Origin of the sequence: Sphingomonas sp. R86520 (assembly GCF_042466285.1) — a bacterium.
Classification (GTDB): domain Bacteria; phylum Pseudomonadota; class Alphaproteobacteria; order Sphingomonadales; family Sphingomonadaceae; genus Sphingomonas.
Window position 1 is genome coordinate 1,572,889 of sequence record NZ_JAXHBZ010000001.1, and the last position, 24,757, is coordinate 1,597,645.

Below are 24,757 nucleotides of genomic sequence, written 5' to 3' on the forward strand. Positions count from 1 at the left end.
TGACTATCGCGCGCAATTATCGACGGCTCGTGACCACAAGACCGGTTTTTCAAAACGCGCGGTCGCGACCCTTAGCGAGACCATGTAAGCCGATAGGTAACTTCAAAGCCGTCATGATCAGACAGCCGAGGACTACCCGGCGAGCCATCGAACATCGCGCGGACGCCAACGGGCGCGATTTTCACACGGGCTCCAGATGAGAAGAATTGTAGATCCTGCGTGTCCATCCACGGGGCGTCTCCGTCCCATGACATCTTCACAGCGCAGGTCGGCCTATCACGACAATATTCGTGAACGAGCTGCATCGGGTGGTGCGCGCGAAAAGAGGAGAAGCGATCCGCGGACCTGGCCATGTTGAAATCACCGGCAAGTATCAGGGCATTGCTAGGATTGTGATGATTTTGGAGGAATTGGGCTAGTTCCTGTGTCTGCGCCAAGTGCGAAGCCAGATGGCGTTCAGGCGATACCTTCGACGCGCCACGCGCGTTCATATGCGTATTGGCGATATCAATCGGCTCAGGGGCGCCGAGTATCTTTATACGCGCCAGTACGGCTCCCTTATTCGCAAGGCAGTCGAAGCCTGCGCAGCTTCGCCGGGAGTATGCATCCGAGATGATCTCGACGACGGGTAGACGGCTGGCGATGATGAGCCCGGCAGACATCAGTTTGACGCCCAACTCGCCTTTGGCCGGGCGGGCGCGATCGGGCAGTTTGGTGCCGATCGAGTAGACACTTCTCGCCTTTCGCGATGGACCGCGGACGATGACCGGATAGCCGGTGCGCGCTACGGCCCGTTTGGCAGCTGGTGAAAACGCTTCCTGGAACAGGACGATGTCAGGTGCCTCGCCCCGTTCCCGCAAGTTCCGCAAGATCTCACCAATTTCCCGAAGGTGTTTCGCCCGGCCTTTCCGTGCAGGCCACTGCAATCCCTCGATATTGTAGATTAGGACTTTGAGGTCGGTCCCATCCGGCGACGCATGGGCCGGGCTCGACGGCACCGGACCTGCTGCGATCTGTCGCAAGGCCCGACCTGGCGCATGATCGATGAGCACTAGCAGTCCGAGCGCACATGCCATTAACCGGGATGTCATCGCAGGGTCCGCCTAGAAAAAATCGACCTGGCCGGTACCCAGGCGATACAGACCACCCCGAACTGCTACCCTGCCCTGCGCGACTATGTCTGCGATGATCTGGCTGGATCGGGCGATCTTTTCAACGGTCAGTCGCACGTTCGCCTGCGTTGTTTGCGCCAGTATGTCCGGCGTGCTTTTCGATTCATCGACTGCAGGCCGCAGGGCTTCGACGATGCTCGGAAGATGGCCCGGCAGGACATCTCCCTGGGTAATGGATTTGATCGCGGCGCTGACGGCGCCGCACGCTTCATGACCCAGCACCAGTATCAGCGGGGTCGCGAGCACGGTCACGGCATATTCCAGGCTCGCAAGGCCATCCTCGGAGAGGAAGTTGCCGGCGACCCGGACGACGAACAGATCGCCTCGCGCGCTGTCGAACGCGTATTCGGGCGCAATACGCGAGTCCGCACAGCTCAGGATTGCGGCGAACGGGTTCTGACCCGATTGAAGCGCAGCCCGCTCATGCGCAAAGGCATGGCGCTTCGTCGTACCCTCGACGTATCGCCGGTTGCCGGCGCGAAGGATCTCGAGCGCCCCTGTCGGACTGACCACGTTCTGGGGCTTGGGTACGATCGATTGGGCCATGACAGACGTAGAAGCGGCAGCGCCGAGACCGGCTAGCGACGCGGCTAGAATGGACCGCCGAGAAACGGGTGATGCACCCCCGTGCGATGTCATGATCAACTCCATTGCCCTACGACTAGATACGCCCGAACGATTTCGGGTGATAGCCTTCCGTACGGTTAAGGGGCCTGCTTAATTCGAGCGAGCCCGGACGCTATTGTCTCGTCCGTCGCACGTATCCACAGCTCAACCTGCTCGGGCGAAACCGCATATCGATCAGCCAACTGTTCAATCGTCATCTCGAGGGCGTCGTTTTCGAACCCAATCGGTGGCTGGTCGCTGCCGCCTGGGTCGGGTGGCGCGGGATGGCTATCGGGAGCAGGCACCTCATGAGGCGTCGCGAAGGTATCTCTGAACCATTTCTGCGTCGCTGGCGGCGCAGTTGCCAGACCCGGCTCCGCAAGCGCTATCAGCGTGTCGAAGGCAATACGGGCGTCCCGCAGTTCATGCAGGATCGCCAGCAGCTCCTGCGACGTGATCAGGTAGCCGTGCTCGCTGCTGGAATGTTGCGCCGCTATCAGTCGGTGAAGTGCCGCCACGATGTCGAGCACCGGATCGATATCGGGCAGTCTGTCGGCCAGTGGCGCTGCGCGAGACCCGCCCAGCGCAAGGAACGGGTCCAGGGTGCCCGGCCCGAACCGGTGCTCCATACTGGCCAGCGTCACGGCATCCAGATTGGCGTGCTCATGCTTGGCGTTTCTCACCGTGCTGGCAGAGCAACCCAGACGATCCGCGAGTTCGACATCGTTGAGGTCGTGGCGCCGCTGTACCGCCGAGACGATCGCCTTGACCGCGGCCCGGTATGACCGTGTCGAGGGAGGGTGGCGTCGGCGGTTCATGGCGTGACCTTTCGCAACAGATCGCAGTACTTTGCGTCGGGCACCCGTTGGATGACAAGACGTTGGCGTTGAGGCTCTCGATATGACTGCCAGGCCACGGCGGGTGGCGCAGTAGATGGATGATTGTGATGCGCATCGATCGCAAGATGTTGGGTGATCAGCATGGTGCACTGGAGGAAAGCGCTCGCGCGCTCGGCGTTGTCGTTGATGCTTCAGCCCCGGACCTAGAGGCGCTCGCCAAAGCCAAATGGCAGCTGGGCTATCGCCTCGCCATTCATCTGGCGCATGAGGACCAGCATGTTTACCCTGCGCTGAAAGCCCATGCCAATGGCAGGGTTGTGCATCTGGCCAGCCTTTTCGAGCGCGAGATGGGCGATCTCGATCAGCGGTTTCGGGACTATCTCGCAATATGGTCCAGCAACCGCGTCGTCGCCGAATGGCCGGCGTTCGTGAAGGAAACCCGTCTGCTGCTGGCAGCGCTCGCCCAGCGCATCAAGCTCGAAGAGCAGGAACTATATCCACTCATCGGGCAGGACACCGGCCGCTAGGCTAGCGGTGTCGCACGCGCTGCAATTCCCCGACCAGGAAGGCAACGGACCAGCCCAGCAAGAGCACGCCGTTGATGCCCTCGATCGCGCCGACCAGGCGCCACGGTGCAGCCAGTGACGCGTCCGAAAAGCCGATCGCCGCGTAGGTGATGGTGGAGAAGTACACAGAGGCGGCCAACGTCGCCGTCGCGCCGATGGCGAGATAGACGATGGCGTAGAACCAGATCTCGATGCCGGCCAGCGCCAGCAGCCCGAGAACGACGAAACTGGTATAGGCGGCCCCGGTCTTCGACAGGGGATTGAGCTCCACGTCGACGGCACCACGATCGAGCGCACGCAGCGAGCGCCCGATCGTCAGCAGGCCAAGACCGTGGAACACGGCCGTCGTCACGACGAGTGCCGTCGACAGAACGAGTTCGATCAGCATCGTCTTGGTACCAGCCAGTCTGCCGCCTAGAACCTGCGGGGCTCATGACCGATCATGTCGCAGGTGCCGCGGAAACCATAGCTCGCAGTTCCCTGGACCGTGATCCTGCCGCTCCGCCGGTCGATCACGATGCGGGGTTTGTTGAGGCCGTTCAGGCGATAGGTCGCACGGATGACGTCAGGGCTTACGGACATGTCGTACAGGTCCCACCAACCGCTGTTACCACGCGAGTTGATCGGCGGGATCAGCGACCGCGGAAGGCGGATGCGACCGCCGCCATCCCACGTCTGGACCATTAGCGAAGCATCGAACACCTCGGTTCTCGTGGTGTTGTAGGTGCCATACTCATAGCGATCACGGTCACGGTTCCATGTCCATGTCGTCCCACTTGCGATGCCCGTCTTGGACCCATCGCCGAAGCAGACGAGGCCGAGATCGACGTTCCGGCCGTCGACCACTAGCCCGCCGCCCGGATACCCCGGTTGATTGCCCCCTGGACGGTAAGGCGGCTGGCCGTAGCCAGGATCGGGTTCATAGCCCGGGCGGGGACGGCTGGCGGGCTGCCCCTGATAGTTCGGGTTCGGACGCGTGCTGGCCGACTGACGACAATCGGGTGCCGTGGTCGGCTGGATCGAATTGTAGCGACCGTTCATGGTCGCGATCGTCACGCACTGGCGGCGAGCAGCGTTCCACCAGTTCGTGTAGCTGCGATCGTCACCTTGCTGCCCCCCTGTGTTGACGTAGCCGCGCCGCTGCAACTCAGCCTCCGCCTGACCTGCGCGTGCGCCGACCATGTCTTCGAGACCCGTCGACTGAGCGTTAGCGATCGTCGGGACAGAGGTTGCCGCCAACAGTAGGGCGGTAAGTGCAGTCGAGCTCTTCATGATTGGCATGATAGTCTCCCTGTTCGTGCTCCGCCGCTTTTTCGGCAGGATGCAGGATATTTACGGCTGCGGAATGATGGCGTCCATGATCGTTGTTGGTTCACCGCCACTGGTCCCAACGGGCGATTGCGTGATCAGGATGGTCGTTCCTGGACGCAGTGCAGCGCGGACGGGCTCATAGAATGCCCGCGGCAATCGGAGGCGGTTGATGACGGCCTCGTCGAGCGCACGGCCGGCTTCCTCTTCGTGACCCGGCAAGCCGATATACACCCAGCGCGCCGCGCCATCGGGTGCCGTCGTCAGGTTGATGACGTGGCTGCCCGGGTCCTTGTCGTTTACCTCGGCGACGCTACGACCGATTTCGACACCACCGCGCATCACAACGACCTGCGCATCGGACTTGGACACGATGATTGTCATCGGTCCGGACGGCGACCGTTCTGGCCGCCACGTGAACTGCTGCCCGCTCAACAGTGTCTTCTCGATCGGCCTTCCTTTGCCGTCGAAGGGGGCCAGCAAACTCGTACCCGACGTACGGACATGATCAGCTGCATTGCCGTCGATGACGACGGTCGCGCCGAGTGACGTGATGCCGAACAGGTCGCGTGAAAAGCCGTACGGTAGGTGCACGCAGCCATGGCTTTCAGGATAGCCCGGCAGGCCGCCTGCATGGAGCGCAACGCCGTCCCACGTCAGTCGCTGCTGGAACGGCATGGGCGCATCGTTATACTTGCTCGAGCGGTGCTTCGCGTCCTTCTGCAGGATCGTGAACACGCCGGTCGGCGTCTCATGACCGGCCTTGCCGGAGGACGCCGACGTCACCCCGATGCGCACGCCGTTACGGTAGACGGTCGCCAGTTGCCGCGAGAGATCGACATAGACCAGCACCTGACCTGCTGGAGCGATCCCTGGCGCCCACACCCACTCGCCCGGCTTGAGGCGTTCGGCCATGCGGACGAACTCGGTCGGTGAGCTCGCGGTCGCACCCTGCGCTTCCGCCGGAGACGTGGCCAGGGCCGCCAGTACGGAGATACCAAGCCCGACTATGAAACGTCGCATCCAAAGCTCCCCCCGGTTCGACCGCAATCAAATAGCCTCTTGCCGAGAATGGCAAGCCACCGTTGCGGCCACTACGCGGATCGCACATGATACCGCATGGACTTCATGAAGTGGCTCAATTCGCTGGACGAACTCCTCTATGAGGTGATGAGTTGGCTGCTCTTCTTTCCGATCACGCTCTGGCGCGCGGTGTTCCGGCCGATCGGTATCATGACGGAGATCGATAGCGAGGCGGCGTTACCCGAAGACGAGCAATATGCGTCGGTCGTAAGCCCGCCCCTGTTCCTCGCTCTGGCGTTGCTGCTGTCACACACGGTATCGACTGCGCTTGGCCAAACCGACGCGATCATTGCCAGCCACCATGGTCTGGCGGACCTCGTCAACGACAATGCCAGCGCGCTGGTCCTCCGGGTTGTGGTGTTCGCGGCCTTTCCCCTTTTCTTGGCCGCTCGGCTGGTGCGCCGCAGCAAGACCAAGCTCGACCGAGGCTCGTTACGACAGCCCTTCTACGAGCAGTGCTATCCCGCAGCAGTCTTTGCACTAGGCGTCAGCGTTGGCGTCAGCGTAGGCCTCGACCATCATCAAACCGCGTCCACCGTCGGTCATACGCTTGCCGTGCTGAGCATCGTGAACTTTTGGTTCGTCGAGACACGCTGGTTCGCAAAGACGTTGGGAGTCAGCTACTTGCGGGCCGCGGGCGACGTGATCGTCGGCCTATTGGAGGGGGCACTATTCCTGTTCTGCGTCGGATATTTCTTCACGCGGTAAAGGTGAATGGTGGCTTGGTACGGCGCCGGTCACCGGGTCAGTAGGACCTTTGGATCTGCCGGCATTCCTTTCCAGACCATCGGCGTATCCAACAACTCGATTTTCCTGATGGCCTGACCTGCCGGCACATTGATCGCCCAGTTCCGGAAACTATCGCCCAAATTAGGATCGGTCGCGGTCCCCGGTTCGGCCTGATCGCTTTTGAACCATGTTCTGAACGCGCTCTTCAGCACCTGATGAGCGACCGAGCCATCAGCATAGGTTACGCGCACCGTGTAGTCGCAACCGTTAGACTGGCAGTACCATTTGTACTTGCCGGATCCGATGTTGATGTCCGCCAAGTCCTGCGAATTGGTCGGGTCGAAGGTGCGGATCAGATTGCCGGTGAAGCGCAGCGGCGCGTAGATGTACGAGGCTCCCACTGTGCCTGCCCGGCTGAAACCGACGATGATCGCATAGACCGGCACATCGCGTTGCGTGGGCAGGTTATAGTTGATCCCGTACAGTCCGCTGCTGACGGTATTGTCACCATCCGGCAACGGCACGCGGGTCTGTGTGATGCTGTTCCAGCGCGAATAGCCGTTCGGTTCGACGAAGATGCGCCCGCCACTGTAGGTAAAGGCGCCATTCGCGTCCGTCGCGGTCACGCCCTCGAGCCAGAGCTGGATGCGCGCAGCGTTATAATCCGACAGATCGGCGAACAGGTAGGAAGGGTCCTGATCACCCGACCCGCTCTGCATCGGATCCTGCTTGTAGCACCGCCCAGACCCATCGAGCTGATGGTTCGTCGCACAATTCTTGTAACTCGATGCCGTCGTCGGGATCAGAGGGCTCAGAAACTGACGTGTTCCAAAGTCGTACCCCCAGGCGGATCCCTTCAGACTGCCGGCAACATAAGGATAAGCCCCATCGGCATAGCCGTCAGCGGCATGCGGCAGCCCAAAAGCATGGCCCTGCTCGTGGAAGAAGATGCCGGTATAAGTGTAGGTCCCCGTTCCGGTCCCTCCGCCAATCGTGCCAAGTCCACCGCCCGGGGACTTGTACTTGCCCGCCGCATCGAGCGGCAGCAGCGCAGCATAATACTGGTTGTCGGTGTTATCCTCACCATTCGCCGCACGCAGCTTGCCGATGATGCCCAGAACCGCACCCAGTTCCTCGAACCCCGCCTTCTCCTGGTCTGCATTCGTCATCAGATATGCAGGGCGGCTTCCATTGGGCGCGACGATCAACCGATCCCAGCTGACATACCCCACCCCGTGTGTCGCCACGTTGAGGCTCGCCAGCGGCCACTTCGCAAGCAGTTCGCGTTTCACCGCATCGCTTGGTCGCTGCGTAACCGATAGCGGCTGTGTATTGGTTTCGTTCGCGCCGAACAGATAGAAGGGGAGCACGCGTAGTGCCATCGAGCTGTTCGCGCCGATCACCGGCACGACCGGCTGGCTCGGACTGTAGTTCGCCGCAGTGATCCGGAAGCTCGTCCCTGGAGTGATCCAGCCGGAAGGTAGGTCGGCAGTCCAGGCATCGGAGGCATAGGTCGCACCGCCGCCCTCGCTTGTCGGCAGGGATGCTGGAGCGGCCAGTGCGACGGTGCCTATCGGCGCACCACCGCGGATCGCCTCGATCGTTGGCGATGTAACGGTTCCCGTGCCGAACCGCACGATCGCCAACGCAGTTCGACCACCGATCAAATGGAGATTCGTCGTACCGTTCTTCAGCGACCACGTCGTGCCTGCTGCAGGAATGACATGCGTCTGCGCAAAGTCGAGCGAGGCCGATATGGCGGCTGTGGGAGCTGGCGTGAGTGACGGCGTAGGCGTTGGCGCCGGAGCCGGAGCCGGAGCAGGGGTCGGCGTAGGGCTTGGCGCTGGGGTGGGTGTCGGCGCTGGCGTCGGAGATGGTGCAGGTACGACTACGATTGGTGCGCTCTCGGTAGAAGAACCACTACCATCACTTCCTCCGCAGGCGGACAGAAGACATGCACTGGCCACGCTGGCCGAAAGAAACCGCTTACTTACCAATGACCTGACTCCCCCGCCGCTCTTCGGCAACGCAGGAGTTTCGTCAAATCGATGAACAGCAGATTACCGTCGCCATAGTTACGTGCGCTGTTTGCGGTGAGCCGTACCAAAGATGGCACAGACCGCATCGTTGCGCCTGTTCCCCACTCGAGGCCAAGGCAACACCTCCCTACCAAAGCCTAACATCGATTTTACGCTGCTGCAGACAACATCAATATGTCCGCGTGGCTCACCGCCCAAGGTGCCCGGCAGGGTTCACCTCGTGTCTCTGTGGCTTGGCCGTGTTAGCCTTGCGACGCTGTAACCTGACAGCCACGCATAGACCTCCTCATGAAGCTCACGAGGCCATGGGCAATCTAACGGTGTATTGTCGACTTTTCGCCCTGCTTTGATGCCCTGCTTATGGGCTAGTTCGAGAATATGCCGTGGCGGTTGCATAATCGCAAAACGCCAATGTCGGAATGCCGTTCCATCACAGCTAGTTACCCAACTTTCTATCATCCCACGGGATCGCTAGCTGGCTCGGTGAGAGTCCAAGAACGAGCAACATCGGTACATCGAACGATATGCGATTACCGCATTTCCAGACCGGATCCGTGTGCCAACCTCAAATCCATATTCCCAACCGATCTGAGATTGCCAGCAACCAATCAAATACCTAGATGCGCCTCGAGAAATGGAGCCCGTACATGTCTGACACTACCCTCGATCTGAACCCCGTTGAGCTCGCCACGGAATTGACAATCGCGTGGTTAGCCAACCCCAACACGCGGACCAATGCTGACGACGTTCCGGCCTTCCTGAACAAAATGTACGAAACTGTTTCGGTGCTGGTCGGCGGAAACGCTGCGACTGCTGAGCCCGAGGCACCTGCTCAAGAATATACTCCGGCCGTGACGGCGCGTAAGTCGCTCGCCAGCCCCGTCCACATCATTAGCATGATCGATGGCAAGCCGTACAAGACGCTGCGTCGTCACCTTGCGACTAACGGCATGACGCCAGTGGAGTATCGCGAGCGTTATGGCCTGAAGGCTGATTACCCTATGGTCGCTCCTACTTATTCAGAAGCGCGCCGCACAATGGCCAAAAGCATTGGCTTGGGTCGTAAGCCTGGCCAGACTAATGCAGTCAAGGCGGACGCCAAGCCCACTCCGCCTCCGCGCAAGCGCAAGACCGAAGATACAGCGGCGGACTAACTCAGAGGCCTGGCTTCCCGGAAAGCGGGAAGCCAGGCTACTGCCAAGCGTTACTGATTTCGGTCTGTGTCGACCCACACCCGGACGTTCCTGGCAGTTTCTCCGATCTCCAACTACGGTCGTTCGTTCATCTCGCTGCCACAGCCAAATTCCGACTTTGATGGCAAATTGAAGACGGACGACGGGAAGGGATTGTGTTCGATCCTATGCTTGAAAGCGCTCTCTGCCGCCGACTATGGTACGCACGACCTTAGCCGTCTTAATTCGTTCAACGGGCGTTCTCAGAAGGTCGGAGTCAAGTACCGTCAGGTCCGCTAGATAACCGGGCGCGATGCGGCCGAGCTTGCCGTCCTGGAACCCGGCATAGGCATTGTTGACCGTGTAAGCCGTCAGCGCTTGGTCGACGGTCGTCTTCTGATCGGGAAGCCAGCCCGCAGGGTTCTTGCCGTCGATCGTCTCGCGCGTGACGGCAGCATAGATGCCCTCGACCGCGTCGAGTGGCCCCACGGGCCAGTCCGATCCGAAGGTCACTGTCGCGCCGCTGTCGATCAGCGAACGGAACGCGTACGTGCCCCGCAGTCGCGCCTGGCCGATCCGCTCGACTGCCCAGCGTCCATCGTCGATCGCATGGAAAGGCTGGACCGAGGCGATCACCTTCTGTTTGGCAAAGCGCGGGATCGCGGCCTGCGACAGGTGCTGCGCGTGTTCGATCCGGAAGCGGCGATCGCGCGCGCCGTTCTCGCGGACCACGTCTGCATACAGGTCGAGCACGTCGTCGTTGGCGAGGTCGCCGATCGCCTGCGTGGTCACGTGCAATCCGGCTTTGTCCGCCCCGCCGACATACGCCTTCAGGTCGGCCAGGCTCGTGACGCGGACGCCGTGCTGGTCGTGCGCGTCGGTATAGGCATCGCGGAACACCGCGGTACGCGAGCCTAGCGATCCATCCGCCAGCGCCTTGACCGCACCCCAGCGGACCCAGTCGTCCCCTCGCCCCTCGGCCTTGACGATCGCCGCCATCTTCTCCCAGTCGCGGATCGGCACGAAACAGTAGAAGCGCAGATCCGTCTCGCCCTTGGTGCGAAGCTGGCGGGCGGTCTCGTACGTGGTCCAGTCGAACGGTTCGGGCGTATGGACCTGGGTGAATCCGTGGCTGAGCGCGTGGGCGATACCGCCGCGCATGATCGCCTGCCGCTCGGCCGGGGTCGGTGCCGGGAACACGCGCTCGGCGAGCGTCTTCGCGTTGTCCTTGAGGATGCCGGTCGGCTCGCCCTTCGCATCGCGGACGATCACCCCACCCGCGATGTCCGGCGTATCGCGCGTGATGCCCGCCACCTTCAGTGCCGCCGTGTTGAGCAGGTACATGTGGAGGTCGGTCCGCGGGATCGCGACCGGCGTATCCCCGGTCGCCGAGTCGATCCACGCGCGCGTCGGCAATTGACCGCCCAGCCGCTGCTCGTCCCAACTTCCGCCGAGGATCCACTTGCCCGGCCGTGCCTTCGCTGCCGCTCCGAGCCTCCCCGCGAAGTCGGCGATCGACGTGGCGGACAGCAGGTCCGGCTGCGCCAACGTCGCCGAACCGATCAGGAAATGCGTGTGGTTGTCGATGAAGCCCGGCGTCACGAACGCGCCCTTCAGGTCGACGACCTTGGTGGTGCGACCGATCGCCGCCTTCACCGCCCCCGCCCCTATCGCGACGATCCGGTCGCCGACGAGGCCGATCGCATCGGTATGCGGATGTCGCGGGTCGCCGGTCCAAGCGTTCGCGTTGATATAGGCGACCTCCAGCACGCGCTCGATCGCGAGTGCCCGCCCCACGGACGCCCATGCAAGTCCCCCTGCCAACACCATCCGCCGGTCAATCATCGTCGTGCCCCCACCCATCGGACGATCGTGTCAGACGCTGGCCCAGCGCGGACCCGCCAATTTTCGGAACCCGGCGGAGCCAACACTGGCCCTCCCGGATTTTGCGTGTTGGCGCTTGCGGCGGCGACGGCGGTCGCGACAGTGGCGGCATAAGGGGAGATCATGACGAACCACCGCCCTGCTACCGCGTCGGCCATCGCATGAGCGCGGCGTTCGCGACGTTCGAACCCGGCGACGTGCGCGATCTGATCGCGGACTATCCCCTCGCGTGGGTCACGACACCGGAACATGCTCCGCCGAGCCTGCTCCCGCTGCTAGGCGAGTATGATGCGGACGGACGGCTCACGCATCTGCTCGGCCACATGGGACGGCGCAACCCCCTCCACGCGCGGCTAGTCCAGGCGCCGAGCGCGACGATCCTCGTCAACGGACCGCAAGGCTATGTTTCACCCGCGCATGCCGACCGCCGCGACTGGGGACCGACCTGGAATTACACGCAACTCGTCATCGATGCACAAATCGTCTTCCTGCCCGACGAGACCGATCACGCGCTGGATGCCCTGACGTTCGCGATGGAGGGAGATCGCTGGACGGCGCGCGAGCTCGGATCCCGCTATGACGGAATGGCATCGGCGATCATCGCCTTCCGCGCCACGGTCACCAGTCTTACCGGCCGCTTCAAGCTCGGCCAGGACGAAGCGCCCGAGACGTTCGCGGCCATAGTGGAACGGCACCCCAACCCCGCGCTCGTCTCCTGGATGCGTCGGTTCGCGCGGGATCGCGGATAGAACGCCGCTTGCCGGCACTGCTTGGCCCCGTATGATACCCGTTTGTCGATCGGGATGGCGGGCCAATGCTGAGACCCTGGAAAATCACGCTGGGTCGGATCGATCCGGCATTGCGCACCCCGCTCTACCTCCAGATCGTCCACGCGATCATCCACGAGATCGAGCGCGGTCGGTTGCCACCCGGCGCCTTCCTGCCGAGCAGCCGCGAACTTGCGACAATACTCGGCGTCAACCGCAAGACCGTCGTCCTCGCCTATGAAGACCTGATATCGCAGGGCTGGCTGATGTCGGAGGGCACGCGCGGCACCATCGTCGCGGCGCTATCGACGACCGTGCGGAAGCCGTCGCCGCAGCCGTCCATGCCGAGCGCGACCACCGCCCCCGAATACCGGTTTCGCGCACCACCCGAACGTTCGCTCGCGCTATCGCCCGGCAAGGGCATCAAGCTCGATGAGGGTACGCCGGACGGCCGCTTGTTTCCTGCCGATATCCTCTCGCGCGCCTACCGGACCGCGGTGCAGCGCGCGAGCCGCGACAACCGCATGCAATATCGCGACCCGCGCGGATCGCCCCGGCTGCGCGAAGCCGTTGCGGCGATGCTGCGCGGCGAACGCGGGCTGGCGGTGACGGCCGACGATATCTGCATCACGCGCGGCAGCCAGAACGGCATCTACCTCGCCGCGCGCACGCTGTTGCTGCCGGGCGACACGGTGCTGGTCGAGGTCCTCACCTACGAACCCGCGGTCGCCGCGTTCACCGATCTCGGCGCGAACATCGTCTCGGTCGGGCTCGACGAGAATGGTGCGGACGTAGACGCGATCGAGCGCGCCTGCCGCAAGCACCGTGTCCGGGCGATCTTCCTCACCCCGCATCACCAGTTCCCGACCACGGTCGCGCTACGCCCCGAACGTCGCCTGCGCGTGCTCGAACTCGCCCGGCAATTCGGCTTCGCGGTGATCGAGGACGATTACGATCACGAATTCCATTTCGAATCGCAGCCGCTGCTACCGATGGCGAGCTATGCCCCCGGCCGAGTCATCTATGTCGGTTCGCTGTCGAAGCTGCTGCTCCCGGCGTTGCGGGTCGGCTATATCGCTGCCCCCAGCACCTTCATCGAGGCGGTGGCGCACGGTGTCTCGCTGACCGACGGCATGGGCAACACGCTGACCGAGGACGCGGCCGCAGACCTGATCGTCGAAGGCGAACTACGCCGCCATGCCCGCCGCGCGACGCAGATCTATGCCAAACGTCGCCTCGCGTTCGACGAGGCGCTCACCACGACGTTCGGGACCGCGATCGACTACCGCGTTCCCGATGGGGGCCTCGCCTTCTGGCTGCGGTTCGCCGACCCCGCGCTGCTCGCCCGGATCGAGGCGGGAGCGCCCGCGCACGGCTTCAGCCTCGCCGCGTCCGCGTCGTTCGCGACTACCGACGACGCGCCACGCGGCCTCCGTCTCGGCTTTGCCAGCCTGACCGAAGGCGAAGCCGTTCGCGCACTGACCTCGCTGGCCGCAGCAGGCGGCATCTGTCCCTTGGTCCCGTCGGCATCATAGGACTGGATGTTTGTACGGTTCCAGTTTGGCCTGACCCTGTCCGCTCGAAATAAGAGCCGTGACGGTCGAAAAGACTGCAGATGGCCGCAGGACGGTTCGGGCAATTTGATGCGAGCGGTGCGGGACGTGCCGGTCGCCGAGCATTGGGGGCGAGCTAATGACATATCGGTTTCTGACTACGACGGCGTTGGTGAGCGCGGCAGCGCTAGGGCTGATCGCGACACCGGCCTTCGCACAGGTCGCGGGCGTCACGGCGCCCGGTAACGCATCGCCGGACGCCCCCGTCGCGTCCGAGCCGCTCACGAACAGTTCCGACGACATCATCGTGACCGCGACCAAGCGCAAAGAGTCCCTGCGCGACGTCGCGATGCCGATCAGCGCAGTGACCGGCGACCAGCTCGCCAAGGCCAACGCCAACAGCCTGTCGGATTACATCGCGCGGCTGCCGGGCGTCGTCTTCAACGATTACCAACCCGGCATCTCGGAAGTCGTGATCCGCGGGATCGCCGCGACCACCTATCATGAGCAGGGCCAGACCACGGTCGGCTATTATCTCAACGAAATCCCGCTGGTCGAGCCCGGCTTTCCGATCGGCATCCCCGACGTCGATACCTTCGATCTCGACCGGGTCGAAGTGTTGCGCGGACCGCAGGGTACGCTGTTCGGCTCGTCGACGCTCGGCGGCCTCGTCAACTACGTCGTCAAGACCGCCGATCCGAGCAAGATCGACGCCGCCGCGCAAGGCCTGATCGGCTCGACCAAGAATGCGAGCGGCGACCTGAACTATGCCGCCAAGGCGATGTTCAACCTGCCGATCATCAAGGACAAACTGGCGGTCCGCGTGATGGCACTGCAACGCTATGATGCGGGCTATCTCGACAACACCGGCACCAGCAACCAGGGCAGCAACGATTTTCGCACCCGCGGCGCACGCGGATCGATCGTCTTCACGCCTGCCGAGGGGACCAAGATCACGTATCTGGCGACCTATCAGCAGAGTAAGCTGTCCGATCAGACCTATCTGACCTCGCTGGATTCGCTGACGCGGGTGTCGGCGCGCGAGGAGCCGCAGAAGACCAGCTTCTTCCTCAATTCGCTGCGGCTCGACCAGGATCTCGGATTTGCGAACTTTACGGTGTTCGGCTCGGTCGACAAAAAGAAGAACAAGACCGTCTTCTCCTACCCCTATGCCTATGTCACTGGGGTCACGACCGGCGACGCGGCGGCCTATTCGCTGGGCGACGCGAACGCGAACATCAAACAGGTCGAGGCACGCCTCGCATCCGCGGGCAATGGCCCGGTCCGCTGGCTCATCGGTGCAAGCTATCTGCGCGCGAAGAAGTTCAGCTATGACCAGATCTACCAGCAGGGCGCGGGCGCCTTCATCAACGCCAACCCGGCCCTGTTCGGCGGCTTTGGCGGGACGCAACTGACGCCCAACGATCGCCTCTATGGCTATGTCTCGGATACGCTCAATACCGATCTGGGCGTCTTCGGCGAGCTGGCATGGCGCCCGGTCGAGCAGTTCGAGATCTCGGTCGGCGGCCGTTACTACGACACGCGGGCCAAGGCGACCGTCACCAACCAGGCTGGCGCGCTCGGTGGCTATCCCGGCGGATATACGCCGGTCGGTTCGACCGGCAGCGTCGACCAGAAGGAGGATGGCTTCACGCCAAAGGCGACGATCTCGTTCCGCCCGGTACCCGGCTTCCTGGCTTACGCGACCTATTCGAAGGGCTTCCGCGTCGGTGGGATCAATCCGAACGCAGGGCTGCTCGCGACGATACCCACGGCATATGACAGCGACAAGGTCGACAATTACGAGGCGGGCGTGAAGTTCGGCCTGTTCGACAACCGCATCCTGCTCGACGCGACGGTCTTCACGATCGACTGGAAGAATATTCAGGCGCGGCTGTTCGGCCCCGGGCCTACCTATTATTCCTACGTCACCAATGCCGGTAGCGCGAACATCGGCGGCGTCGAGTTCTCGGGCACGGTCAAGCTGACCAGGGCGCTAACGTTCAGCTCCAACGTCACCTATCAGGACGCGCAACTCACCAGCCTGTTGCCGGACAGCTTTGCGGTCGGTGGCGGCTATGCCTCGGGAACGACGTTGCCGGGTTCGTCGAAATGGGCGGTCGCGAACAACCTCGTCCTCGACCTGCCGGACGTCAAATTGGCGCCGACGTTCGAGGTCGCGCATCGCTACGTCTCGTCCGCCCCAGTGGCGTTCGGCAACACCAACACGCGCGGGAACTTCAACCAGTTCGATGCGCGCGCCTCGGTCACGGTCATGGAGCGCGTCCGGCTGCTCGGGTTCGTCAACAACGTGCTCGACAAGCGCGGCGTTCTCAACGCGCCGTTCACCGACCAGGTCGCCCCGGCCTATTCGATCATCCGGCCGCGTACCTACGGCCTGCGCGTCGACATCGGGTTTTGACGATGCGCCGTCGCTTGAACTGGATGCTTCCGCTGCTTGCACTGTCGCTGGCCGCCACGGCACCACTTCCCCTAACGACGGCGCCCGTTGCCGCGGACAAGGGCGGGCCGATCGCGCCCGACGACATCATGCGGCTCCACGACATGCGCGATGTCGAGATGTCGCCCGACGGCAGGACGATCCTGTTCACCGTCCAGCCGCAGATGGCGACCTTTGGCCCGGAGCAGCGGACGATCTGGTCTGTGCCCAGCGACGGCAGCACGCCTGCCCGGCGGTTCATCACCAGTGCGGGCGCGGACGATACGCCGCGCTGGTCGCCGGACGGCCGGTCGATCGCGTTCCTGTCTAACCGGAAAAACCCGTTGTCGGGTGGCGCTGACACCGGGTTCGAGTTCAAACCGGATATCTCCGCGGGTCCTGGTGCACCGGTCGACGCGACCCCGCCGACCGCGCCTGCGGCATCCGGCGAACCGTCCCGCCAGCTTTGGATGATCGCGCGCGACGGCGGCGAAGCGATCCCGCTCACCGCACTGCCGGGCGACATCGCCGATTTCGTCTGGTCGCCGGACGGCACCAGGATCGCCTTCTTCAGCGCGGATCCCGATACCCCTGCGGAAAAGGCCGATCGCGCGGCCAAGCGCGACTGGGTCGAGATGGACACGACGCGCCACGTGACGCGGCTCTGGATCCTCGACCTAGCCAGTCACGCAGCGCGCCGGATCTCGCCGGCAGACGTCAGCATCAGCAACATGGCCTGGTCGCCGGACGGCAAGCGGATGGCCGTGCGGGTGACCGACACGACCGCGATCAACGAGTATTTCTACCATTCCCGCATCGCGCTCTTCGATCCGATCAGCGGCACAGTCGGCAAGACGCTGATCGAGCACGCCGCGGAAGGTCCGCTCTGGTCACCCGACGGCACCGCGGTCCTCGGCTCGGAAATCTGCACGCCGGGTTTCATCGGCGTCGGCGCGCGCGTGTACGACCTCGCGACCGGCATGCTATCGGCGCTGGCGGACGATCACCCCGGGCTGCTGACGCAGGTCCGCTGGGCGGCGGACAGCCGCTCGATCGTCGCGCTGTCGTTCGAACAAACCCGGTCTAAGCTTGTCAGGATCGCGCGGGCGAATGGAAGCGTCACGCCAATGGCGCAGTTGGACGGCGAGGCCTCCGACGTCACTGCCAGCCGCGACGGGCGCCATCTCGCGGTCTCGCTGTCGAGCCCCGACCGACCCGCCGACGTCTGGACCATTGATGGCCCCCGCGTCCGTCCGATCACGACGATCAACCCGCAGGTCGCGAACTGGAAGCTAGGCCAGGTCCGTCAGATATCCTGGACCAACACTCGCGACGGAAAGGCGATCTACGGCGTCCTCGTGACGCCGCCCGGCTACGTCCCGGGCATGCCGATCAAGACCGTCGTCCAGGCTCATGGCGGCCCCGAATGGGCGTGGTGGTCGGGCTGGCTGGGCAGCTGGCATGAATGGGCACAGATGCTGGCGACCCACGGCTATGCAGTCCTGCTGCCCAACCCGCGCGGCTCGGACGGTCAGGGTACCGCGTTCGCGCGCGCGGTCGGAAACGATTGGGGCGGCATGGATTACCAAGACGTGCTCGACGGCGTCGATATGCTCGTTGCCCGGAAGATCGCCGACCCCGCGCGTCTCGGCATCGGCGGCTGGAGCTATGGCGGGTTCCTGTCGGCATGGGCAGTCACCCACGGCGACCGCTTCAAGGCGGCGGTCGTCGGCGCCGGTCCCACGGACATGACCGCGATGGCGCGGATCACCGACACGCCAGACTTCACCACCGGCTATTTCGGCGAACCGTCCGCGCACCTTGCCGATCTCGATCGGGTGTCGTCGATCCGCTTGCTCGACAAGGTCCACACGCCCGTGCTCGTCCTTCACGGCGAACAGGACACACGCGTCCCCGTCACGCTCGGGCTCGAATTCTACCGCGGCCTGAAGCTGTTGGGGAAGCCCGCCGAGATGGTCCGCTATCCGCGCGAACCGCATTGGTTCCATGAACCCGAACATCAGGCCGACATCCAGCGCCGCGTCATGGCCTGGTTCGACGCGCACCTGTAGGACACGCTCATGGACACCCGGCTCGATCCCGATATCCGCATCTTTACGGACATCCTGCGCGGTGACTGGCGCCAGCATCCGCCGCTCGACGATCTGACGACCGTAGAGGCACGTCTGGTTGCCGAACGCATGCGCGAGCGCTGGACGGCGGGTGGTCCCACGATGAGCCAGACCCGCAATGTCGAGATCGAAACCGGCGTGGGCGCGCTTCGCCTGCGGATCCACCGTCCGGTCGGGGTTACCGCGGAGGGTGCGCCCGCCTTGATCTACATCCACGGGGGCGGTTTCGTGTTCTTCAGCCTGGATACGCACGACCGGCTGATGCGCGAATATGCGGATGCCGGTCAGTTCGTCGTGGTAGGCGTCGATTACCCCCTGTCGCCGGAAGCAAAATATCCCGTCGCGCTCGACCACATCGTCGCACTGGTCGGCTGGCTGGGCGAGCACGGCACCCAGTTCGGTATCGACGCAACGCGACTGGTGATCGGCGGTGACTCGGTAGGCGCGAACCTCGCTCTGGCAACCTGTCTGAGACTTCGGGACACTGGCAGCGCAATCACGCTGCGCGGGATACTATCGAATTACGGTGCATTTTCCGGGCATGTGTCCGATGCGGCCGAGGCGGCGTACGGCGGACCACAAGCGATCCTGACCCAGGCCGACATGATCTACTTCTTCGATCAGTATCTCGTATCGGCAGACCAATGCGATGACCCCTACGCCTGCCCGCTCTCAGCAAGGGACGTGTCGGGATTGCCACCGGTGTTGCTCCTTATCCCGGAACTCGACGTGCTGGCCGAACAAAGCTTCAAGCTCGAAGATCGACTCAAGGCTGCCGGTTGTGCCGTCATGCACGAGTTCTATCCCGGCGCGACCCACAGCTTTCTCGAAGCGATGTCTATCGCCCCTCTCGCCTTGAAGGCAATCCGCGACGGCGCGTTATGGATACGCACTCGTTTGATCTAACGGCTACCAAGAAGCGGTGACCCATAAGTCGCCATCCATCGCCCTCCCCGGCTTTCCCAACTTCAGACGCTCGTTAATCTTACCCACACCGTCGCTCGATCGGCCCACCAAAGCTGGCCTCGGAGGGCAATAAGTGGGACGAAGCCGTCATCTAGGCATGCGCCGCTGAAGGACAGCTACCGCCAGATCCGGCCGGTCGCGGGTATATCTCGAGCCTCACCGCCTACGCGCAAGTCCAGTGATTTGGCGCTCCGACGGCTATAGCGGAATTGAGGCGGGATAGCGTCGTCAGCTACGTTATGCGGGTACTGCTCGTCGCGCGACCCTATCGATCTCTCCTGCAATCTGCTGCCACACACCAACCGGGAGGTCATGTCCCATGCCATTGATCAGCAGGAGTTCGGCCTCCTGAATATAAGTGGCTGTGTCCCGCCCGCAGTCCGGCAAGAATAACGGATCGTCATTTCCATGAATGACCAGCGTGGGTGCAGTAATGGCCGACAGCCGGGCGCGCCGATCTCCGGTCACGCCAATGGCTGCGATCTGGCGGACCGTTCCGGCGGGATCATAGGCGCGGCTGAGCTCTTCCGAAACCAGCGCACGGTGGGCTTCCTCATCGAAAGGGTATCCCGTGCCCGCGATGCGTCTGGCGAAGGCTGAACTTCGAGACAGGAAGCCGGCTCGATCGGAGGAGGGGTCGGGCATCGGCTGCATCATCATCGCCATGGCATCCGGCGCAGCCTGAGGGAGCGCTGGATTGCCCGTGCTCGACATGATCGAGGTGAGCGATAGGACGCGACTACCGTGCTCGCTGGCCATGATCTGAGCGATCATGCCTCCCATAGACCGGCCAACGATGTGAGCTTGCCCGATCCCCAGCGCGTTCATCAGCCCGATCGCGTCCGCCGCCATGTCGTAGAGTGTGTACAGCACCTCCAGTCGTTCTCCCGCTTGAAGCGCTGCCGCTAGCGCGCCGAAATCCACGACCGGGTACGCGTCGAGGTGCGTCGAATAGCCAGCGTCCCGGTTGTCGAAGCGCACCACGCGATAGCCCAAGGCTACGAGGTCAGCGCAGAATGGGGTGGTCCAGCGGATCATCTGGGTGCCGAGTCCGGCGATCAGGAGGACCACCTCACCGTTTGTATTCCCGAAGCTCTCCCAAGCCAGTTCGATCCCGTTTGCTTTGGCAATGTCCATGGCGGGACGTTCTCTTTCGTTCGGTGGTTCGCCGAGAACTTTCGCGACGGGCTGCGCTTACTAGAGGGAATTGCCTGCAGATGCGAAGGTCCGGTATCAGGAACGACATCGGCCGGCCTATGTCCATTATTGGGCGTCTGCCGACCGTCCGCTACACCAATCACGGATGACCGCTCTTTCTAGCTTGAGACGTTCGCGCCGGAACCAGCGAAGGTCTTGTTCTGGTTGATACCCGCCGCTGCAGCGAGGACCCACTTTCAGACATTCAGGCGCCCTTTTTCGCTTCCCAACTTCGGACGCTCGTTCATTTTCGGAAGATGACCGCTTCGACATCCAGCTACCCGCTCGCGGATTGGGAAACTCAGTTGCGCTGCTCCTTCCCCGGTGCTCGCGACGTCGCGAAGACACCTCAGGCTTCAAGAAACGCGATCGCGCGGTCGGCGAAGAGTTCGTGATACTGGAAGATGCCGCCATGGCCGGCGTCGGGGTAAAGGACGAGTTCGGCACCCGGAATGCGGCGCGCGAGATCTCGTGAGTTCTCGCTGAGCACCATGATATCGTGGTCGCCATTGGCGATGAGTACCGGCTGGCGGATGACGCCCAGATCCTGCGGGGGCTGCGTTCCCCAAGCCGTGATCGCCTTCAGTTGGCGCAGGAAGACTTTCGGCGTGACTGCAGCATCACGGTCGGCCTTGCGGGCTTTGAGGCGTGCGAGAAATCCCTTTGCCGCATGACGGCTGGGCTTGCTCGCTGTGAAGAACAGGAACATCTTCGGATCGCGAAACGTCAGCATGCCCTTGACGATCAGCGGCCAGGATACCGAGCCGACTTTCTCGATGCCAGTACCACCCGCCGGCCCGGTACCGGTTAGGATCAGCCGGCGAACAAGCTCTGGACGCTTTAGGATCATGTCCTGCGCGACAAAACCGCCCAGCGAAAAGCCCATCAGGTCGATCGTATCGAGCCCGAGCGCGTGGATCGCCGCAAGCATGTCGTCCGCCATGGTCGAGACCGTAAGCGGCGCATCGCCGCCTGATAAGCCGACACCGCGGTAGTCGAACGTGAATACCGGTCGCCCTTCGGCCAGCCCCTCGACGATCGACGGATCGAAATTGTCGAGATTGGCGCCCCAATGGTTGAGCAGCACGAGGGGTACGCCGCGTCCCCTCCCGAGCTGTCGATAGGCGAAGCGGGTACCCGCAGCCGCCACCGTGCGGGTGGCGACGGTCGCCCACGCCCCCCGGGCCGATTGCGTCGTGGTCATCATAAAGTCCTCGGTTTCCGGATCGAAAGCATAGGCTGGATGCAGGTCAACGTCCCGTTACGGACGCAACGCCACGGCCGTCCCGTCACGGGCGGACCGTCACGACGACCTTGCCCTTGGCGCGGCCGGAATCGACATAGTCCATCGCCTCATTCAGGCCTTCGAACGGGAAAGTCCGATCGACGACGGCCTGGATCGAACCCTGGTCGATCAGCGCGCCGATCTTGCCCAGTTGCCCGCCATCGGCGTGCATGAACAGGAACGAATAGACGACGCCCTCGCGCTTCGCCTTGCGCCGGATGCCCGCACTCATCAGGCGCAGGACAAGCCGTATGACCGGGTTCAGGCCCTGCGCCTTGGCAAATGCCGGGTCGGGCGGTCCCGATATCGAGATCAGCTTGCCGCCCGGCTTCAAGACCTTAAGCGACTGTTCGAGTGTCTTCCCGTCGAGGCTGTTGAGGACGACATCGTACCCGGACAGCAGTTCGGAGAAATCCTGCGTTTTGTAGTCGATGACGACGTCTGCGCCGAGGCGCCTGACCATATCAGTATTGGCGGCGCTTGCTGTGGTCGCGACGGTTGCGCCGAGATCCTTGGCGAGCTGGATCGCAATCGTGCCAACGCCGCCCGAGCCCGCATGAATCAGGATCTTCTGGCCGCGCTTCAGATCCGCGCGCTCGACCAGTACCTGCCATGCGGTCAGACCGACGAGCGGGATGGATGCGGCTTCCGCCATCGACAGGCTGGCAGGCTTCGCAGCGAGATCGGCTTCGCTGACCACGATGCGCTCGGCAAAGGTCCCGATGCGCCCGTCGCGCGGGCGGCCATAGACCGCATCGCCGACCTTGAAGCGGCGCACGTCTGCACCGACCGCAGTGACGATGCCGGCAAGATCATGCCCCAGGACGAAGGGCGGCTTGTAGGGCAGGATCGGCTTGAAGGCGCCGTCGCGAATTTTGCCATCGAGCTGGTTGATCGCGGTCGCACGGATTTCGACCAGCACCTCGCCGGACCCGGCCACTGGATCGGGCTGTTCGGCGAGCGCCAGCCGTTGCCCCTTGCCATACCGCTCAAGCTGATATGCCTTCACGATGCGGTCTCCTGGGTGACCGTTGCGACGGGATAATCGGTATAGCCCTTGGCGCCGCCACCGTAGAGCGTCTGCGGATCGACCTGCGCGAGCGGCACACCCGCCTTCATCCGTTCGACCAGATCGGGATTGGCGATGAAGGGACGGCCGAACGCGATCAGGTCGGCCTTGCCGTCCGCCAGATGCGTCTCTGCAAGCTTTTGGTCGAAGCCATTATTGGCAATGTACGCACCGCGGAAACGGGTGCGTAGCGCGTCATAGTCGAACGGCGCTGCGTCGCGCGGCCCGCCGGTCGCGCCCTCGACGACGTGAATATAGGCGATGCCCAGTGCGTCGAGCTTGTCGACGACATGCTCGAACAGCGGCTGCGGGTCGCTGGTCGCGATACCGTTCGCCGGGGACACCGGCGACAGGCGGATACCGGTACGCTCCGGCCCGACCTCGTTGGCGACCGCTTCAGTCACCTCGATCATCAGGCGCGCGCGGTTCTCGATTGTGCCGCCATAGGCGTCGGTGCGGTGGTTCGCGCCATCCTTGGCGAACTGGTCGAGCAAATAGCCATTAGCGCCGTGCACCTCGACCCCGTCGAAGCCCGCCGCAATCGCGTTGGCCGCGCCCCGACGGAAGTCGTTGAAGATGCCCGGAAGCTCGTGGAGATCGAGCGCGCGTGGCTCCGACACGTCGACGAAGCCGTTATTGACCACGGTTTTCGTTTCGGCACGAATGGCCGACGGCGCGACTGGCGCGGCGCCGTTCTCCTGCAGGTCGACGTGACTGACGCGGCCGACATGCCAGAGCTGCAAATAGATCTTGCCGCCCTTGGCGTGGACCGCATCAGTCACCTTGCGCCAGCCCGCGACCTGCGCGTCGGTGTAGATTCCCGGCGTATCCTGATACCCCTGGCCCTGCCGCGAGACCTGCGACGCCTCGGTGATGATCAAGCCGGCGGACGCGCGCTGACCATAATACTCCGCCATCAGGTCGGTTGGTACCAGGCCGGCACCGGCGCGATTGCGCGTCAGCGGGGCCATGACAAGACGATTGGCGAGCGTCACGGGTCCCAGATCATAGGACGAGAAGAGGCTGGATGCGGACATGGCGTGGATCTTTCGTTTCGAGATTAGGATTGATTCAGGCGGCGTAACGCGGCGCGGGATGGATCTCGCCGAAGCCCGGCAGCATCGACCGCCGCGCAGTCTGGAACGTGTCCCACAGTTCGCCATCGTGCAGCGGTGGGATCGTCACGCCTTCGCGGGAGTCGTAGCCGGCAAGGGCTGCGTCCACCATTTCACCCACCTCCATCATCGGGGGCAGCGATGCCTCGTCGGCACCGGCGCGGCCCCAGAGTTCGGTGCGGGTCGCCGCTGGCAACACAGCCTGCACGTAAACGCCCTTGGGCCCCAGTTCGAGCGCCAGACCCTGCGACAGGAACAAGACGAACGCCTTGGTCGCTCCATAGACGGTCATGCCATATTCGGGCACCAGCCCCACCGCCGAACTGATATTGATGATCGCGCCGTCCCCGCGTGCGGCAAGGCGTGGTGCCACCGCACTGGCGAGCCGCGCAACAGAGGTGATGTTGAGCGCGATCAGGCGATCGACGGCTTCGGTCGGCTGATCGACGAAGCTGCCCCCGAGCCCTGCGCCTGCGTTGTTAATGAGGATGCCGATGCGGTCGTCATCGCGCAGCCGTGCCTCGACGACGGTCATCTGGTCGAGGTTCGTCAGGTCGGCCGGTAGTACGTCCACCGCTACGCCGGTCTCTCCTCTGAGCTTCGACGCCAGCGCATCGAGACGCGCAGCATCGCGGGCCACCAGAACGAGGTCATGGCCGCGGCGGGCGAAGCGGTCCGCATAGGTGGCACCGATGCCGGTGGAAGCGCCGGTAATAAGAACTGCAGGTTTGGTCATCGGATTGCCCTTTCGAAACGCATCGCTATATTGATGACGTGCATCATGAATGGCTAAATGTGATAGTCGTCATGAAACGTCAACGGGCAGACGGAGATT

At 63.3% G+C, this 24,757-nt stretch carries 21 protein-coding genes; 8 read left to right on the forward strand and 13 right to left on the reverse strand.

Going from position 1 to position 24,757, the window contains the following annotated elements; all coding sequences use genetic code 11:
* Window positions 1–71: 71 nt before the first annotated feature.
* The 3 genes from SJY41_RS07180 to SJY41_RS07190 form a co-directional block, all read right to left on the reverse strand.
* Window positions 72–1,052 carry an endonuclease/exonuclease/phosphatase family protein gene (locus SJY41_RS07180; RefSeq protein ID WP_380780354.1) on the reverse strand — a complete coding sequence of 327 codons (981 nt, stop codon included), beginning with the start codon at window positions 1,050–1,052 and terminating at the stop codon, window positions 72–74.
* Window positions 1,053–1,103: 51 nt separating this feature from the next.
* Window positions 1,104–1,718 carry a carbonic anhydrase gene (locus tag SJY41_RS07185; RefSeq protein ID WP_380780356.1) on the reverse strand — a complete coding sequence of 205 codons (615 nt, stop codon included), beginning with the start codon at window positions 1,716–1,718 and terminating at the stop codon, window positions 1,104–1,106.
* Between the two features lie 158 nt (window positions 1,719–1,876).
* A complete protein-coding gene (locus SJY41_RS07190; RefSeq protein ID WP_380780358.1) occupies window positions 1,877–2,596 on the reverse strand; it encodes a hypothetical protein in 720 nt (239 codons plus the stop codon).
* Between the two features lie 128 nt (window positions 2,597–2,724).
* On the opposite strand from SJY41_RS07190, the gene SJY41_RS07195 reads away from it, so the two are divergent.
* On the forward strand, window positions 2,725–3,144 hold the full coding sequence (locus SJY41_RS07195) for a hemerythrin domain-containing protein (protein ID WP_380780359.1): 420 nt from the start codon (window positions 2,725–2,727) through the stop codon (window positions 3,142–3,144).
* 1 nt (window position 3,145) lies between these two features.
* Here the strand turns inward: SJY41_RS07195 and SJY41_RS07200 are convergent, their stop codons facing one another.
* The 3 genes from SJY41_RS07200 to SJY41_RS07210 are packed head-to-tail and all read right to left on the reverse strand — an operon-like array spanning window position 3,146 to window position 5,514.
* On the reverse strand, window positions 3,146–3,571 hold the full coding sequence (locus SJY41_RS07200; RefSeq protein ID WP_277983229.1) for an ion channel: 426 nt from the start codon (window positions 3,569–3,571) through the stop codon (window positions 3,146–3,148).
* 26 nt (window positions 3,572–3,597) lie between these two features.
* Window positions 3,598–4,464 (reverse strand): hypothetical protein, encoded by an 867-nt coding sequence (locus tag SJY41_RS07205; protein ID WP_380780361.1) that lies wholly within the window; start codon window positions 4,462–4,464, stop codon window positions 3,598–3,600.
* Between the two features lie 51 nt (window positions 4,465–4,515).
* The gene (locus tag SJY41_RS07210) at window positions 4,516–5,514 is read right to left on the reverse strand and encodes a L,D-transpeptidase family protein (protein WP_380780363.1); all 999 of its coding nucleotides are present in this window, start codon (window positions 5,512–5,514) and stop codon (window positions 4,516–4,518) included.
* A gap of 96 nt (window positions 5,515–5,610) precedes the next feature.
* Here SJY41_RS07210 and SJY41_RS07215 point away from each other — a divergent pair, with 96 nt between their 5' ends.
* A complete protein-coding gene (locus tag SJY41_RS07215) occupies window positions 5,611–6,282 on the forward strand; it encodes a hypothetical protein (protein WP_380780365.1) in 672 nt (223 codons plus the stop codon).
* A 29-nt stretch (window positions 6,283–6,311) separates the two neighbouring features.
* Here the strand turns inward: SJY41_RS07215 and SJY41_RS07220 are convergent, their stop codons facing one another.
* Window positions 6,312–7,970, reverse strand: coding sequence for a M66 family metalloprotease (locus SJY41_RS07220; RefSeq protein ID WP_380780366.1), 1,659 nt, complete (start codon window positions 7,968–7,970; stop codon window positions 6,312–6,314).
* 1,019 nt (window positions 7,971–8,989) lie between these two features.
* Between SJY41_RS07220 and SJY41_RS07225 the strand changes: the two genes are divergently transcribed.
* A complete protein-coding gene (locus SJY41_RS07225; RefSeq protein ID WP_380780368.1) occupies window positions 8,990–9,496 on the forward strand; it encodes a MucR family transcriptional regulator in 507 nt (168 codons plus the stop codon).
* Window positions 9,497–9,700: 204 nt separating this feature from the next.
* On the opposite strand, the gene SJY41_RS07230 is transcribed toward SJY41_RS07225, so the two are convergent.
* Window positions 9,701–11,359, reverse strand: a complete 1,659-nt coding sequence (locus SJY41_RS07230; protein WP_380780369.1) for an amidohydrolase — start codon at window positions 11,357–11,359, stop codon at window positions 9,701–9,703.
* 200 nt (window positions 11,360–11,559) lie between these two features.
* Between SJY41_RS07230 and SJY41_RS07235 the strand changes: the two genes are divergently transcribed.
* From SJY41_RS07235 to SJY41_RS07255, 5 genes are all read left to right on the forward strand, one after another.
* On the forward strand, window positions 11,560–12,147 hold the full coding sequence (locus SJY41_RS07235) for an FMN-binding negative transcriptional regulator (protein ID WP_380780372.1): 588 nt from the start codon (window positions 11,560–11,562) through the stop codon (window positions 12,145–12,147).
* A gap of 65 nt (window positions 12,148–12,212) precedes the next feature.
* Complete coding sequence (locus tag SJY41_RS07240; protein ID WP_380780374.1) at window positions 12,213–13,700, forward strand: PLP-dependent aminotransferase family protein; 1,488 nt, start codon at window positions 12,213–12,215, stop codon at window positions 13,698–13,700.
* Between the two features lie 157 nt (window positions 13,701–13,857).
* A complete protein-coding gene (locus SJY41_RS07245; RefSeq protein WP_380780376.1) occupies window positions 13,858–16,140 on the forward strand; it encodes a TonB-dependent receptor in 2,283 nt (760 codons plus the stop codon).
* Between the two features lie 2 nt (window positions 16,141–16,142).
* On the forward strand, window positions 16,143–18,230 hold the full coding sequence (locus SJY41_RS07250) for an alpha/beta fold hydrolase (RefSeq protein ID WP_380780378.1): 2,088 nt from the start codon (window positions 16,143–16,145) through the stop codon (window positions 18,228–18,230).
* A gap of 9 nt (window positions 18,231–18,239) precedes the next feature.
* Window positions 18,240–19,196, forward strand: a complete 957-nt coding sequence (locus SJY41_RS07255) for an alpha/beta hydrolase fold domain-containing protein (RefSeq protein ID WP_380780379.1) — start codon at window positions 18,240–18,242, stop codon at window positions 19,194–19,196.
* A gap of 297 nt (window positions 19,197–19,493) precedes the next feature.
* Here SJY41_RS07255 and SJY41_RS07260 read toward each other — a convergent pair whose 3' ends face one another.
* The 5 genes from SJY41_RS07260 to SJY41_RS07280 form a co-directional block, all read right to left on the reverse strand.
* Window positions 19,494–20,393, reverse strand: coding sequence for an alpha/beta fold hydrolase (locus SJY41_RS07260; protein ID WP_380780381.1), 900 nt, complete (start codon window positions 20,391–20,393; stop codon window positions 19,494–19,496).
* A 409-nt stretch (window positions 20,394–20,802) separates the two neighbouring features.
* Window positions 20,803–21,657 (reverse strand): alpha/beta fold hydrolase, encoded by an 855-nt coding sequence (locus SJY41_RS07265; protein WP_380780383.1) that lies wholly within the window; start codon window positions 21,655–21,657, stop codon window positions 20,803–20,805.
* A gap of 85 nt (window positions 21,658–21,742) precedes the next feature.
* Entirely contained in the window at window positions 21,743–22,747 is a 1,005-nt protein-coding gene (locus tag SJY41_RS07270) for an NADP-dependent oxidoreductase (protein WP_380780385.1), read from the reverse strand.
* Window positions 22,744–23,844 carry an alkene reductase gene (locus tag SJY41_RS07275; RefSeq protein WP_380780386.1) on the reverse strand — a complete coding sequence of 367 codons (1,101 nt, stop codon included), beginning with the start codon at window positions 23,842–23,844 and terminating at the stop codon, window positions 22,744–22,746. Before SJY41_RS07275 ends, SJY41_RS07270 begins: the two co-directional genes overlap by 4 nt.
* Before the next feature lie 34 nt (window positions 23,845–23,878).
* The gene (locus SJY41_RS07280) at window positions 23,879–24,658 is read right to left on the reverse strand and encodes an SDR family NAD(P)-dependent oxidoreductase (RefSeq protein ID WP_380780388.1); all 780 of its coding nucleotides are present in this window, start codon (window positions 24,656–24,658) and stop codon (window positions 23,879–23,881) included.
* Between the last annotated feature and the right edge of the window lie 99 nt (window positions 24,659–24,757).